14 protein-coding genes, 1 tRNA gene and 1 riboswitch are annotated in these 14,791 nt (G+C 41.8%); of the genes, 12 read left to right on the forward strand and 3 right to left on the reverse strand.

The features are described from left to right. Positions 1-190 precede the first annotated feature (190 nt). The gene (locus AAFM34_RS04970) at positions 191-901 is read left to right on the forward strand and encodes a winged helix-turn-helix domain-containing protein (RefSeq protein WP_341660594.1); all 711 of its coding nucleotides are present in this window, start codon (positions 191-193) and stop codon (positions 899-901) included. Beyond that, the gene (locus AAFM34_RS04975) at positions 898-1,392 is read left to right on the forward strand and encodes a hypothetical protein (protein ID WP_341660596.1); all 495 of its coding nucleotides are present in this window, start codon (positions 898-900) and stop codon (positions 1,390-1,392) included. The genes AAFM34_RS04970 and AAFM34_RS04975 overlap by 4 nt, the downstream gene beginning before the upstream one ends. Positions 1,393-1,441: 49 nt before the next feature. On the opposite strand, the gene AAFM34_RS04980 is transcribed toward AAFM34_RS04975, so the two are convergent. Both AAFM34_RS04980 and AAFM34_RS04985 read right to left on the reverse strand, forming a co-directional pair. Next, positions 1,442-2,029 carry an outer membrane beta-barrel protein gene (locus AAFM34_RS04980; protein WP_341660598.1) on the reverse strand — a complete coding sequence of 196 codons (588 nt, stop codon included), beginning with the start codon at positions 2,027-2,029 and terminating at the stop codon, positions 1,442-1,444. A gap of 536 nt (positions 2,030-2,565) precedes the next feature. Then, positions 2,566-2,641: transfer RNA gene (locus tag AAFM34_RS04985), tRNA-Asn, on the reverse strand. A 548-nt stretch (positions 2,642-3,189) separates the two neighbouring features. Here AAFM34_RS04985 and uvrB point away from each other — a divergent pair. From uvrB to luxU, 3 genes are all read left to right on the forward strand, one after another. Further along, positions 3,190-5,220, forward strand: a complete 2,031-nt coding sequence (gene uvrB / locus AAFM34_RS04990; RefSeq protein ID WP_341660600.1) for an excinuclease ABC subunit UvrB — start codon at positions 3,190-3,192, stop codon at positions 5,218-5,220. Positions 5,221-5,532: 312 nt separating this feature from the next. Then, entirely contained in the window at positions 5,533-6,930 is a 1,398-nt protein-coding gene (gene luxO, locus AAFM34_RS04995) for a quorum-sensing sigma-54 dependent transcriptional regulator LuxO (RefSeq protein WP_341660602.1), read from the forward strand. Positions 6,931-6,934: 4 nt separating this feature from the next. Then, positions 6,935-7,273 carry a quorum-sensing phosphorelay protein LuxU gene (gene luxU, locus AAFM34_RS05000; RefSeq protein WP_341660605.1) on the forward strand — a complete coding sequence of 113 codons (339 nt, stop codon included), beginning with the start codon at positions 6,935-6,937 and terminating at the stop codon, positions 7,271-7,273. Here luxU and yvcK read toward each other — a convergent pair. Beyond that, positions 7,259-8,146, reverse strand: a complete 888-nt coding sequence (gene yvcK, locus AAFM34_RS05005) for a uridine diphosphate-N-acetylglucosamine-binding protein YvcK (protein ID WP_341660607.1) — start codon at positions 8,144-8,146, stop codon at positions 7,259-7,261. The genes luxU and yvcK overlap by 15 nt on opposite strands. A gap of 175 nt (positions 8,147-8,321) precedes the next feature. Further along, a riboswitch (molybdenum cofactor riboswitch) is annotated at positions 8,322-8,457 on the forward strand. Here yvcK and moaA point away from each other — a divergent pair. The 7 genes from moaA (at position 8,446) to AAFM34_RS05040 (ending at position 14,715) form a co-directional block, all read left to right on the forward strand. Continuing rightward, entirely contained in the window at positions 8,446-9,432 is a 987-nt protein-coding gene (moaA, locus tag AAFM34_RS05010) for a GTP 3',8-cyclase MoaA (RefSeq protein ID WP_341660609.1), read from the forward strand. Its footprint overlaps the riboswitch before it by 12 nt. 82 nt (positions 9,433-9,514) lie before the next feature. Beyond that, a complete protein-coding gene (gene moaB, locus AAFM34_RS05015; RefSeq protein WP_341660612.1) occupies positions 9,515-10,027 on the forward strand; it encodes a molybdenum cofactor biosynthesis protein B in 513 nt (170 codons plus the stop codon). A gap of 8 nt (positions 10,028-10,035) precedes the next feature. Then, the gene (moaC, locus tag AAFM34_RS05020; RefSeq protein ID WP_341660614.1) at positions 10,036-10,515 is read left to right on the forward strand and encodes a cyclic pyranopterin monophosphate synthase MoaC; all 480 of its coding nucleotides are present in this window, start codon (positions 10,036-10,038) and stop codon (positions 10,513-10,515) included. Continuing rightward, the gene (gene moaD, locus AAFM34_RS05025; protein ID WP_341660616.1) at positions 10,512-10,757 is read left to right on the forward strand and encodes a molybdopterin synthase sulfur carrier subunit; all 246 of its coding nucleotides are present in this window, start codon (positions 10,512-10,514) and stop codon (positions 10,755-10,757) included. Before moaC ends, moaD begins: the two co-directional genes overlap by 4 nt. A gap of 5 nt (positions 10,758-10,762) precedes the next feature. Next, on the forward strand, positions 10,763-11,221 hold the full coding sequence (moaE, locus tag AAFM34_RS05030) for a molybdopterin synthase catalytic subunit MoaE (RefSeq protein WP_341660618.1): 459 nt from the start codon (positions 10,763-10,765) through the stop codon (positions 11,219-11,221). A gap of 67 nt (positions 11,222-11,288) precedes the next feature. Next, entirely contained in the window at positions 11,289-11,462 is a 174-nt protein-coding gene (nrtS, locus tag AAFM34_RS05035; protein ID WP_371833251.1) for a nitrate/nitrite transporter NrtS, read from the forward strand. Positions 11,463-12,165: 703 nt separating this feature from the next. Then, complete coding sequence (locus AAFM34_RS05040; protein ID WP_341660620.1) at positions 12,166-14,715, forward strand: hypothetical protein; 2,550 nt, start codon at positions 12,166-12,168, stop codon at positions 14,713-14,715. Positions 14,716-14,791: the final 76 nt, after the last annotated feature.

Below are 14,791 nucleotides of genomic sequence, written 5' to 3' on the forward strand. Positions count from 1 at the left end.
ATATTAACCTGCGCTAAGCTTTAAGCAATGTTATTTTATTGTCATATATAAGGTCTTGAGTTTAGACAATTTACCTGTCTCTTTATGATAGGTGGCCCACAATCAGCAGTTCAGATTGACCAATATGGATGTTGAAGTGCTTTGTGGGAGGATAACTTGAGACCATTTTTGCATCGAAACAAGGATAAACGTGACTAGCCAGTACACATGTGACGATTTGATATTTGACGTAGAAAAAATGACGGTGAGCACCACGCACCATAGCCGTTCTCTTAACTACAACGAATGTTTATTACTGAAAGCATTGTTAGATAATGCCAATCAGGTATTGGGAAAAGAAGCGCTTAAGTCGGCAGGTTGGCCAGACACCATAGTGACGGACTCTTCCTTGCAAAAGTCGATTCAGAAGATCCGCTTGGTGATTGCTATCTCCAATTCTGTTGAATTAAAAACTGTGGTGGGAGTTGGGTATATGCTCTCGTGTAATTGCGCTGAACGGGTGACAGAAGCAGAGGATACTTCACATCCAGAACCCCAAAATAACAAATGGCAACCCACAACATGGGCCAAATTAGTGCTTGGCGTAGCCAGTGCTACGTTGCTTATCGCTTCATCACTGGAGTTTACTAAGGTGACTAACACTCGGCTAATTTCTTATCTTAACCCAGCATATGAACTTCTCAACCTCGATGGTAAGAAGGTTCTTCACAGACATGATGTTGAAATACCTCCACAAGTGTTAGAGATGATTAAGAGTTCTCAGTGTGGGTGTTTGTATTTTTTTGGTTTTAACAATGGGCGCTACAATATATCCGTTCACGACAAAATAACTCATCGCAGTGAAAATTACTTTGTAGAAGAAGTAATGCTTCCCAAGATAGCAAAGGAGTTGGAGAAATGAAGAGCCTCAAGTTTTGGGTAGGTATTTTTATTGCTTCTCTGTTTATTTATGTCAGTTCGTTATACTTTAGTAGTCAACGATTGTTAATCGAAGGACGTTATACTGCTAGTATTCAGGGGTATTCAGAGGCCAATGGCCAGTGGAGAGAGAGAATTGAGGTTAACCTCGATCAAGAACACCTTGAGTCAACAATTTCTGTTGAAGGTGATGGGCTTGAGGGTGTGGCATTGTTTGCGGTCAATGGTGAAGTCACACTATTCAATGATGAAGTCACACTATTCAATGATGGAGCGCTTCAGCTGTCCTATTCAACCGAGCCTATTCAAACGTCAAAAGTGATCGATGGATATCACGCGGTTAGTTATACATCGCTGTTTCTATCTGGGAAAACAAACAATGTGTTGGTTTTTCAGGATGAAAATATCGTCATGTTGGAAGGGCCTAGAGGCGCTGTCATGTTGACGCGTAGTACAAATTCTGTACTGAGATAAAAAACTCCCGGCAAATGCCGGGAGTGATAAGGACAGTGTTTAGGTTCAATTAGAAGTGGTATTGAACGTTAGCCATAACTGTTACATCGTCTTCGATCTGAACTGTGGCATAGCCTGAATCAAGGTCTTGTTCTTGATGCACTGTATAAGCTACCTCAGTGCCTAGGCTCCAGTTTTTAGTCAGTCTATAATCTAGACCAGTTTGAACACCATAGGTGAAGCCATCAAGGTAATCTGCATCGCTTTCAAAGATCTCGTAACCCATATGTGCGCCCACAGTCCAGTTTAGCTTGTTAGCTACTGGCAACATATAATCATAGCTGGCTGTTAGGTCAGTGCGGTCAGCAGTATCATCATCCGAGTCATCATCTAATGTTAGAGCGTCGTATGCAATCCCGAATTTAACTCTATGGTGATCGTTAATAATAGCACCGCCACTTAGGCCGATAATTGCAGAAGGATCTGTGTCTATAGAATCACTTCTACCCGCATTGTTTTCACCTTTGTACTTACCACTAATATGAGTACCAGCATCAAAACCGACAAAATAGTCATATGTATTTTCTGCACTTGCACCAAACGTTGTTGTTGCTGCCAATGCACCTAAAGCGAAAAGTTTTACTGTTTTGTTTTGCATTATGTATTTCCCTAAGTATCTAAAGCTAACAAGTAGCTAACTCTGTTGTTATCGATTTTTTGTTTCACGCTATGGTGAAAGTGGCGACTAAGTTAGAGCCTTGAGCCTAAAAACAGAAAGGAATTACGCGGAATCACGCAGAAAAAACATCAAGCATGATTTTTTACATTTTTTTTATTTTGTCATCTTATCTTATTGTTTAAATTGAATTTATATCTTTAAAGTCAATGTGACATTACTTACTAGTAACGAGCATTTTTAGAAAAATTCGGCGCACATTCTGGTATGGGATTGCACTTGAGCGGTTTAGAAAAGCGATATAGTCGATTCAGAGAGACGACAGAGGGGTTACAGAAGGAAAAAGTATTAACGCGGCATGTTCTATTTTGCCATTACAGTGCTTAAATAACATCTATTGAACTGATGGTGCTGTAGTGGAAAATCGATATACGTAGTCTGGATATGAAGATATTTGGCAGTAACAATACGTATAGGATAAAACGAAAAAAGACGCCTTTTGGCGTCTTTTCTAAATTTGGCTCCCCCTGCGGGACTCGAACCTGCGACATACGGATTAACAGTCCGCCGTTCTACCAACTGAACTAAGGGGGAATTGCTCTAAAGCGCCGTGAATATTAGCGATCAGGTTGATAGGTGTCAACAAGAAAATAGGATTAACTAAAGATTTTTTTTAAAAAAAGTACTTTACTTTTTACTAGGCCTTTTGGCTCAAAGGCTCAATTCAGTTATCCACCAAAATTGTGGATAACCATGTTGATTACTATGAAGAAATAAAATCCCACTTTTAAAGTAAGACTTTCTGCCTACCAATAAATCCAATTAAATACGCCCAAATCCTATGTTTGTTGAGGCGCTTGGCAAGTTTAAAGGCATTTTTTTAGTTATCTAGGCAAAACTTAGCTGAATGAATGTTTTTTAAACATTGAAAAAATGTGGATAACATGTGATTGCTTTTAGAGGGCTTCAAAAGCAATGCATTCAGGCCATTATTAGTCATATATAAAATTTCGCTTTATGTAGAGTTTTAGAGTTATGAGCAGAAGTGCATCCAGCAAGAAAAACTTTTTTAAACTATTGTATCTGTACATATATACAGACAAAATAGAATGAGCATATCTTTAAACTGGATCGAGGGATATATGAGTAAAGTTTTTGAGTTGATCTCGGATTACCAACCGTCAGGCGATCAGCCTGCTGCGATAGCGCAGCTTTTTGATGGTTTAGATTCGGGCCTTGCACACCAAACCCTTTTGGGTGTGACGGGATCAGGGAAAACTTTTACCTTGGCCAATGTGATTGCTAAAGCTCAACGTCCAGCAATTTTACTTGCCCCGAATAAAACGTTAGCAGCGCAGTTATATGGTGAGATGAAAGCATTTTTTCCAAATAATGCCGTTGAGTATTTCGTCTCTTACTATGATTACTATCAGCCAGAAGCTTATGTGCCCACAACGGACACGTTTATTGAGAAAGATGCGTCCGTTAATGCCCATATTGAGCAAATGCGTTTATCAGCCACAAAGGCGTTACTTGAACGAAAAGATGCGATTATCGTTGCTTCTGTCTCAGCAATCTACGGTCTCGGAGACCCTCAATCTTATTTGCAGATGATGCTGCATGTGCGTCGTGGTGACATCATGGATCAACGTGATATCTTGCGCCGCCTGGCGGAGCTGCAATACAGCCGTAACGACGTAGCATTTGAGCGTGGACAGTTTCGGGTGCGTGGTGAAGTTATTGATGTGTTTCCAGCAGAGTCTGATCAAGATGCAGTTCGTATTGAGATGTTTGATGATGAAATTGATTGTATTAGCGTTTTTGATCCTTTGACAGGTGCAGTAAAACAACGCGATCTTCCACGCTTTACGATTTATCCCAAAACTCACTATGTGACACCTAGGGATAAAATCCTAGAGGCTATCGAAAATATAAAAGTTGAGCTGGAACATAGAAAAAAATACTTACTCGACAATAATAAGTTGCTTGAAGAGCAGCGTATCTCCCAGCGGACCCAATTTGATGTTGAGATGATGATGGAGTTGGGTTTTTGCTCTGGAATCGAAAATTATTCCCGATATCTTAGTGGTCGTAATGAGGGAGAGCCGCCACCAACTTTATTTGATTATTTGCCACACGATGGGCTACTGGTTATTGATGAATCTCATGTGACGGTTCCGCAGATAGGAGCCATGTTCAAAGGGGATAGGTCGCGTAAAGAAACTTTGGTAGAATTTGGCTTCCGGTTGCCTTCTGCTTTGGATAATCGTCCTCTAAAGTTTGAAGAGTTTGAGTCTTTGGCTCCGCAGACCATATTTGTTTCAGCAACCCCAGGTAACTATGAGTTAGAAAAATCGGATGGTGAAATCGCTGATCAAGTCGTTCGACCCACTGGGTTGTTAGATCCTGAACTAGAAGTAAGGCCAGTGGCTACCCAAGTTGATGACTTACTGTCTGAGATCCGGGTCCGAGCTGCGAAAGATGAAAGAGTCTTAGTGACCACATTAACTAAACGCATGGCTGAAGACTTAACAGAGTACTTGACCGAGCACGATGTAAAGGTTCGCTATCTACATTCGGATATAGATACGGTTGAAAGAGTAGAGATCATTAGAGATTTGCGTTTAGGTGAGTTTGATGTCTTGGTGGGCATTAACTTACTTAGAGAAGGCTTAGATATGCCAGAAGTGTCTTTAGTGGCGATTTTAGATGCAGATAAAGAGGGTTTTTTACGATCTGAGCGTTCCCTCATTCAGACTATAGGAAGAGCAGCGCGTAATATTCGCGGTAAAGCGATTCTCTATGCTGACAGTGTCACCAAGTCTATGCGTAAAGCAATTGACGAAACGAATCGCCGTAGAGAAAAACAGCAAGCTTATAATGATCAAATGGGTATCGAACCTCAGGCACTTAAGCGCAATGTTAAAGATATTATGGAGCTTGGTGATATTACCAAGAGTAAAAAACAGCGTGCAGCTAAACCTGTTCCATTATCTAAGGTGGCAGAACCGTCACAGTCATATAAGGCTATGACTCCACAGGAAATCGAAAAAGAGATTGCAAAACTAGAAGCACAGATGTATCAACATGCTCAGGATTTGGAATTTGAATTTGCAGCGCAAAAACGTGATGAAATAGAAACACTCCGCAAGCAGTTCATTACCAACAGTTAATATAACAGAGCGTGATCAGCTGTTTTACCGTTTGAGCTTTGTTGAGTTTATAAAGGATTTTGAGCTTGTTTTTTTGCAGGCAAAAAAAAGCCAGTAGTAATCGTCTATTGGCTATTTTTGTGAATACTTTGTTCACTAACAACGTCAGTTGGCTAGGTGACCCATAGGGTCATAAGTACTACAGCATTAACCATGCCAACTTATAAGTCCCGATATTATTGGGTTTTACATATTTTTTACGCATTAAATTTGCATAATGCAAAGCGCAATGCAATTATTTATACAATTTGCAAAGAAGAGTCTGGCTGAGTTATGCATCAAAATACTGATACGCAAAAGTCCAAATATTTGTTGATGGTAGAAGATACTGCTTCAGTAGCAGCACTATATCGTTCTTACCTCTCGCCTCTTGGTATCGATATTAACATTGTCGGTACGGGTCGAGACGCGATTGAAAGCATCAGCTTTCGTACTCCTGATCTCATCTTACTCGATTTGAGACTCCCGGACATGACGGGGATGAATGTTTTACATGCGGTTAAGCAGAAGAATGCCGATATTCCGGTTATTTTCATGACTGCTCATGGCTCAATAGATACTGCAGTGGAAGCCATGCGCCATGGTGCTCAGGACTTTTTGATCAAGCCTTGTGAGGCTGACAGGCTTCGCGTAACCGTTAATAATGCTATTCGCAAAGCGAGTAAGCTAAGGAATGCGGCCAATAATCCTGGAAACCAAAATTACCAGGGCTTTATTGGTAGTAGCCAGACAATGCAGGCGGTGTATCGAACTATAGATTCTGCAGCCTCAAGTAAAGCCAGTATTTTTATTACGGGTGAGAGTGGAACAGGTAAAGAGGTCTGCGCTGAAGCGATTCATGCTGCGAGTAAGCGTGGGGACAAGCCCTTTATTGCAATTAACTGTGCTGCAATTCCTAAAGATCTAATCGAAAGTGAGTTGTTTGGACATGTCAAAGGTGCTTTCACTGGAGCAGCAACCGATAGGCAAGGCGCAGCAGAGCTTGCTGACGGTGGAACATTATTTCTCGATGAGCTTTGTGAGATGGATCTGGATCTACAAACTAAACTCCTGCGCTTTATTCAGACAGGTACGTTTCAGAAAGTAGGCTCCTCAAAAATGAAGAGTGTGGATGTGCGTTTTGTTTGTGCAACTAACCGGGATCCATGGAAAGAGGTTCAAGAAGGGCGGTTTAGAGAGGATTTGTATTATCGACTATACGTAATCCCACTGCATTTACCTCCATTGAGGGATCGTGGTGACGACGTGATAGAAATCGCGTACTCCTTGCTCGGCTTTATGTCTAAAGAGGAAGGTAAAGATTTTGTGAGGTTAACACCTGAAGTTGTTAATCGCTTTGCGCAATACGAATGGCCTGGTAATGTACGTCAATTGCAAAACGTGTTACGGAATGTTGTTGTGCTTAATAATGGTGAACATATTTCGTTAGATATGTTACCTCCTCCATTGAATGTACCGACAGATAACCACATTAGGGTTGATTGGGAAGACAAAGGCGGTTTTACGGTCAATGATATATTCCCGCTTTGGATGACAGAGAAAAAGGCCATAGAACAAGCTATCGATGCATGTGATGGAAACATTCCGAAAGCGGCAGGCTATTTGGATGTCAGTCCATCGACGATTTATCGTAAGCTTCAAAACTGGAATGCAGCAAAGGAAACTCAGTAAGCAAATGGAACTACTTAATAAACATAAGCTCGATCAACTGTCGAGCGAAATTGGTGCCAGCAATGTCCCCATATTACTTGATATATTCATCAATGAAATGAATCAGTACCTCGAAGCTTTACAAGATGAAGGGCGAGATCAAGAAGCCTATCTGAAAGAGATTTGCCACGCATTAAAAAGCAGTGCTGCAAGCTTTGGGGCTGAATCCTTGTGTGCGTTTGCCATAGAAATTGATGCTAAAGCTAAACTAGGTGAACTGATCGATGTGGTCGAAACGCAGAAAGCAATGATAACGCTGCTGACTCAAACGCAGCAGCGTTATCAAGCATTAGTCGCTAAGTAGCGATTCAATCACGGATTGCAGCTTATCTCTATCGTGTCGCCACTCTCGGTTTGGTGACGCGAGAGGTGTAGTTAGACATCGCCATCCTTTGAGCTCAAGGTGTTCCTCTTCCCCGACTACGATATCGATTTTTCGTCCTCGACAAGATCTCTCACACCATTCGAGTTTCTCTTTTAAGCTTGTTTTCCCTGCAGGACCATTTTCAGGTGATAGGTTCTCAATAAACACAAGCTTTGCGTTTGAATTATTTTCTATTGCTCGACCTATTTCAGGTAAAAGCAAAGGTGGCATGATACTGGTCAAAAAGCTTCCAGGTCCGAGAATAATTACATCGGCTTGTTCGATAGCGAACACACCTTCGCTGGTTGCGGGAACTTCTGGAGAGAGTTCTAAACGAACTAGCTTGTCGGGCATTTCATCGACACTCGTTTCTCCGGTAACCCAATGACCATTTTCTGCGAGGGCTTTGAGATCACAAGGATGTTCTGTCATGGGAATAATATTTATATCGACCTTGAGCATATTTCGGATCAGATTAATCGCATCTAAAGGACGGACAGAAAGGTTATCCAAAGCGGTTAACATTAAGTTGCCTAGATTGTGCCCGTCTAGTTCACCAGAGCCTTTGAAGCGATACTCAAACATCATAGAGCTAATCGAAGGAGAAGTAATAAGCTGGTTGATGCAATTGCGTGTATCTCCCCAAGCTATCCCGCCTTGACAGTGGCGAATTCGGCCCGTTGAACCTCCATTATCTGTAGTGGCGACGATACCAGTCGCATTTTCTCCAAAGTCTTTAAGAGCAGAGAGCATACGCCCCAAGCCGTGACCGCCTCCAATTGCGACCACGTGTTTTTGTTTATACAAATTCATTCAATATGTTCTTATTTTTTCATATTCATCTACAATTTAGAGTAATTGATTCGTCCCAAGTACTCAATGCCATGGTTTTTACTGCTGGGTTGCGTTTTTCGCTTTTTCGGGGTGGTAACGCCAACAGATATTGAGTATTTTACTGTCAGCTGCTGTTTTTGTCGCTAAGACTAAACAGTTGCCATAACTCCGAGCTTATCGGGCTAAGTTCTTCAAGAATATGCGCGCTAAGCCGTGACATGGTGTCACCAGGGCATAACTAGAAATGGCTATGCCTCCCGTATTTGGAAAGGTGTTCAATGGCGCAACAATTTGAAGATAAGTTTCAGCGCAAATTTTACTATTTGCGCCTATCGGTCACTGATGTTTGTAATTTCAAGTGTCAGTATTGCCTTCCTGATGGTTACAAACCGTCAGGGAGAAGTAATTCTTTCTTAACGCTTCCCGAGATCCAGCGTGTAGCTCGTGCTTTTGCTGACTGCGGCACCTCCAAAGTGAGGATCACTGGAGGAGAGCCCAGTTTACGTAAAGACTTTGCTGAAATAATTCACACTGTGGCACAAACTCACGGAATAACCAAAGTTGCGATGACGACTAATGGTTACCGAATGAAAAAGCAGATCCATAGTTGGAAAGATGCTGGGCTAACCCATATTAATGTTAGCGTGGATAGCTTAGACCCTCGAATGTTCCACCAGATCACTGGTGAGAATAAGTATTTTGAAGTGATGTCAGGGATAGATCGAGCGTTCGAAGTTGGTTTTGAGCAAGTGAAAGTGAATGTGGTTTTACTTAAAGAGTGGAACTCTCGATCGTTGCCGGATTTCTTGTGTTGGATCAAAGACAGACCAATTCAGTTACGTTTTATTGAACTGATGCAAACTGGTGAAATGGATCAGTTATTTCAAAGTCAGCACGTGTCAGGTGTGTCGATTCGCAATCAGCTCATGGCTGATGGTTGGTTGCTAAAACAAAGGCAATCCAACGATGGTCCAGCTCAGGTCTACTATCACCCTGATTATGTGGGGGAAGTCGGTTTGATTATGCCGTATGAACGAGACTTCTGCGTGAGTTGCAATCGTTTGAGAGTATCAGCAAAAGGGAAACTTCATTTATGCTTGTTTGGAGAGCAAGGTATTGAATTGCGCGATTTATTGCAGCAAGACTCTCAAGAGCAAGCGTTAATTGAGCGTATTCAAGGTCAATTACAAACCAAAGCGGTGAGTCACTTTCTTCACGAAGGTAATCCCGGTATGACGCCTCATCTCGCGTCTATCGGTGGCTAAAAGTAAGACTTTACCAGTTTTAATTTCATTAAATGCCAAGTTTAGGCAGTACGACAAAAATTTAACTAAAGTAGGTGAACAAATGGGGCATGCAGAAAATAGTTTTCAACCCGCCAATATTGTTGTTTTGACAGTATCGGATACACGTACAGAAGATAATGACACATCGGGATTTTACCTTGTCGAAAGTGCTACTCAAGCAGGACACAATATCATAGATAAACAGATCGTTATTGACGATAAGTACAAAATTCGAGCCATTGTTTCACAGTGGATTGCAGACCCTAAAGTACAAGTTGTGATGGTTACTGGGGGAACAGGTTTTACGTCGCGAGACAGTACTCCTGAAGCATTGATCCCACTGTTCGATAAACAGGTTGAAGGTTTCGGTGAGTTATTTCGCCATGTGTCTTATGAGGAAATTGGCACCTCAACGATTCAGTCACGCGCTGTAGGTGGGTTTGCTAACAATACGGTTATTTTTGCAATGCCAGGCTCAACGGGAGCTTGCCGCACTGGGTGGACCAAGATCATTGAGCCTCAGTTAGATGCCACACACCGTCCATGTAATTTTATGCCACACATTGGCGGGTGAGGAGCCTTATGAGTCAGTTAACTCACATTAATGCTTCAGGTGAAGCCAATATGGTGGATGTATCAGAGAAGGTATCAACGGTGAGAGAGGCTCGTGCAGAGGCTCTAGTGCAAATGTTACCAGAAACGATTGAACTGATAACCTCTGGACAGCACCATAAGGGAGATGTTCTGGCAACCGCTCGTATTGCAGGAATTCAAGCGGCTAAGCGAACTTGGGACTTGATCCCTTTGTGTCATCCACTGTTATTATCTAAAGTGGAGGTGCAAATTGAAGCTATTCCATCAGAGAGTAAAGTGCGCATTGAGTCAGTATGTAAATTAGCGGGCAAAACAGGTGTTGAAATGGAAGCTTTAACGGCGGCTTCGGTTGCCGCGTTGACCATCTATGACATGTGTAAAGCGGTACAGAAAGACATTGTCATTGAACAGGTTCGTTTACTGGAAAAAATAGGCGGAAAGTCTGGGCATTATAAGGCTAGTGTATGATTAAGGTTTTGTTTTTTGCCCAAACTAGAGAACTAGTGGGTGTAGAAAAGTTAGACATTGAACCCTGTTTTGACACAGTAGAAGCTTTGCGCTCGAGCCTTGCTAGCCGAAAAGGGAAATGGGACTTGGCTTTAGACTCTAGCAAACTTCTTGCGGCTGTGAATCAATCTATTGTGTCTTTGGATCACCCCCTCGTTGATGGTGATGAGGTGGCTTTTTTCCCACCAGTGACAGGGGGATAAATCCGGTGAACAGCATCTCTGTGCAAATTGAAGATTTCTCTGTAGGTTCTGAGTATCAAAAGTTAGCCGACAACAGCACAGCCGGTGCTGTTGTTACATTTGTGGGTAAGGTTAGAGATATGAACCTTGGTGACAGTGTGACAGGCTTGTCTTTGGAGCATTACCCAGGGATGACGGAAAAAGCTTTGGTGGAGATTTGCGACCAAGCAATTCAAAGGTGGTCGCTATCTGGTGTCCGAGTGATTCACCGTGTGGGCGATCTCGAGGTTGGTGACCAAATAGTGTTTGTTGGAGTAGCAAGCGCTCACCGAAGTGCAGCATTTGAAGCTTGTGAATTTATAATGGACTATCTTAAAACCAAGGCTCCTTTCTGGAAAAAGGAACGTATAGATGGAGCAACTCGGTGGATTGAATCGCGTAATTCCGACCAACTCGCTGCGCAGCGTTGGAAGGCAAACCCTTAGAGCCCGTTGGTAACCTACTTTTATCAAAGGAGTTTGTATCAACAAACAGATGGCTAAACGGGCTGTAATGATAGCAATAGTGGTGGGTACACTGCTCAATCTTATTAACCAATACGATGCGTTTGTGGGAGATAGTGGGGTCAACTGGGTTAAAGCCCTTCTAACCTACTGTGTCCCTTTTTGTGTCTCTCTGTTTAGTAGTTGGCTGGCAGCTCGTGATGCTAAGGCAAATTGTCCTTAGTAGATAGTGGTTTCTAGTCTTTGTTTGTAAACTTAGTAGCAGAAAGAAAACGTAGCGGCTAACTTGGTGCTATTATCTCTCAACATCCTCAGTGACATTTCCTTCACCTTTATAAATGAATAACATGAACTTATATTATGTTAACTATTTTTAAAGCCCTTGTCCTAATCACTTCCCCGTAAATATTTTTTTGACAAGTGAAATTAATTGTTTCATTTCAAGAAGCCAACAATAAGTACCCCTATTGATAATTATGATTTATTCTATGTTGTTTTGTTTAACCAAAAATAGGCTTTTTATATACAGTATTATCAAATAGTTTGTTTTTTTGTATGTGAAAATCCCGGAAAATTTATGAAATACAGCTCGAATTAGCATTTGAAACGGCTTGTTAACATGCCGAAGTGCATTTTTATTCATTATGTGGTTGTATGAATGGCATGTCATTTCACGGCACTTGACTATTGCATTGATATAAGAAGTTTTTATTTTTGACTAGTGAGTGTTTTGTAACCTGAAAAAAGAGGGTTGTATTACCATGAGAACAAGCGCAGCTTATAACCTAAATAGAAGTGAGAGTACCAATTCTTCCAATGCGTTGAAGTCAAAGAATGAATGCCAGGAAGTAGGAAAAAGAATTAAAAAAGTGACCCAACTAAGGGGTTTCTCATTCTCTAGCAAAAGTTCAAAGAATCTTCATCAAGTGGCGAGTTCTGATTTACAAGAGAGCAAGCCGAGTAAGCGAATTCGCCTAGCTCGCTCAAATAGTGCGCCTGCTGCAATAACCCCGCCACCGCCCGAAGTGAAATTGAGCAGTTCAGGTAAAGATAAAGGCGGAACGCCAGAACGTAGAGTCATCGTTGATGATGTCAAAATCATCCATTCTAAGCTCATAGAAAAACTGAACAAAAATAACAAGCATGATCTTAAAGCTATCCATGTGTTGGAAACTGGATTAGAGCCTGTACTAAAAGAGTATCAGGGTCCAAACGGTCATTTATCTTATCAAGATACCAAGCAAATCCATGTCGTATTTAAGAAGTTGAGCAAGCAGTTACCAAAAGGTGAGCTGAAAGAGTTATCTACTATTCTTGCCCAGCACACTAAATGTGATTGGATGCAAATGAAACATGAAAAACTACAAGCTAAGCAGTTAGGTGAGTATCTTGCGCTAGGAAAACCGGGTGCTGGGAAAGCCACAACATACATTGCTGGTGTTAATGCAGGCGCAAGCTTGTTGGCAGTGCCAGGTACAGACGCTAAGGTGGGGCCTTTTGCGGATGTTTCACTAGGCATATCAACAGAGACACGTTTCAATGCTGATGATGAAGGTCTCGTATTTGAGGAAATTAGCCAAAGCTTAAGTTCTGGGCTGAAAGCTGGTGTGCAGGCGAGCTTGTCGGATAATGTTGGATTGAAGGCCCAAGCCAAGGCTGGAGCTCAGGGTAGCCTTACTTACTTTAAAGAGTGGAACAATTCAAAAGACTATATTGCGCAAAATGGCCCTGATGCCAAAAAAACGAAAGCACTGAAGAAACAAAAACAACTTGCGGCCAATAGTCAGCATCGGCTTAATCAACTACTAAAATCTGCTTTAAAGATCAATGCAAGTGTTAATGCTCCCGCCCCAGAGAGGACGAAACCACTGACAGGTTTCTATACCACTAAAGCGGGAGATGTTGGGCTATCTGTTAATGCTGGCACCACTTTCAATGTTGGTAGTCTGGATGTCAACTTTGGCGGTGGGTTTGGCGCCAATCGCTCGAAAAGCACCACGGATATTTACGAATTTGTACCCAATCAGCTTGCTGATATTGTTCTTAAAAACAAAGATAGGCTTAAAGAGTTGCCGGATAACTTTACCCATCACGCTAGACAAATATTGATGAGTAATAATGATAACGATCCCAAGGCTGCAATAGGTGGACTGAATCTACTAAAAAGGGACATGAATGAGTACTGTGAGGTGGTACAAAAATACGATTACTTTAAGTCATCCGGCAGTGCTAAAAAATCAGAGTTAAAAGAGCTAAGAAGCCAAAAGCATGAAATTGAAAATCGTTGGGGAGCAATTGGTCGGCATCAGTTTTTACAGTTTGCTTCAGCATCTCATGCACTTTTTGCTAGTACAATCATGCCAAACAAACACCTTGTTTCTGGGATTAATCCTAAGAGAGAGCAAGAGTTATCAAACTTGATTGGTCAAACGGGTGTGTTGGTGCAAAATCCGTCAATTGAGTATTCAAAGTCACGTTTGGACAAGATTGCAACTTTTGAGCAAGAAATTTATTTGCAGGTTGCAGACACTCGCTCGAGCTTCTCTATCAATGCTGGTCCTATTACAGGTAAGTTGGATATCGTTGAGCGTCAGCGTATCCACCCTAGTAGAGTTCGTGAAGGTCGCTATATCGATGTGGTGTTTACAGGCTCAGTAGCCAGCTCACTCCAAGGTTTGATTAATGTAGCCACACTACAGCAAGCGATAGCTGAACAGGGAATTGAGTTACCGGGAGATCTTGATATCGCTCCTGATATTGGTGGTGGGGTTTCATTTTCATACACTAGCCGCTCATTTAAGCCCGATTACAGCAAAGCTGAAGACTACAAAGGTGAGAAGGGCTGGCGCAAACAGTTTTCTCGTACCACCAAGACCTTATCAGCGAATGTTAATGTGGGAGGCTCTGGTACGGTAGCAGCAGGTGTTCACTCAGGGGCTAATGTTGGCGTCAATAAGAGTAAAACGACGGTAGTAAGCGAAAAAATTGCCAGTGATGATTTGACCTTTACCATGGTACGTTTCAATCGTTTATATCGTGATGCTAAATTAAACACCAATAATGCAGAATGGAAGCAGTTTTTCACAGACAACAAAGCTGAGTACAAGAAGATGTTTACAAAACTTGGCTCAAACCAACAACATCCAATGAAAGAGGAAGTGAAATTTTTCTTCAAAGAGCTTGTTGACCGAGCTCCGCAATCAGAACAAGAAAAACTAGAAAAGCAAAAGGACGACTTTTTTGTTGCGATGAGTGCGTTTAAGCAAGACCAAGACAATGAGGATAAGTTTAAGCGAGCACAAGATTGTTTAGAAAAATATTTAGAGCAACAAACGGCGCCTTGGTGGGAAGCGCACACTGGCCGTTGGAAGGATTTGGAGTTTAAATCGAAGGCTGATTCTGGCTTGGATTTGAAGTCGAAACTTCTAAAAGGACTAGGAGTGCACCTCAGAGCGAATAAGTTTCAAAGTCAGTAAAGTTACCTTACATTTTCATAAAATTTGGAGGGCTCTTTTGCGTGATAGGCCTGAACTATTGGAAAAATTGTTGATT

Origin of the sequence: Vibrio sp., assembly GCF_038138445.1 — a bacterium.
In the GTDB taxonomy this organism is placed as follows: domain Bacteria; phylum Pseudomonadota; class Gammaproteobacteria; order Enterobacterales; family Vibrionaceae; genus Vibrio.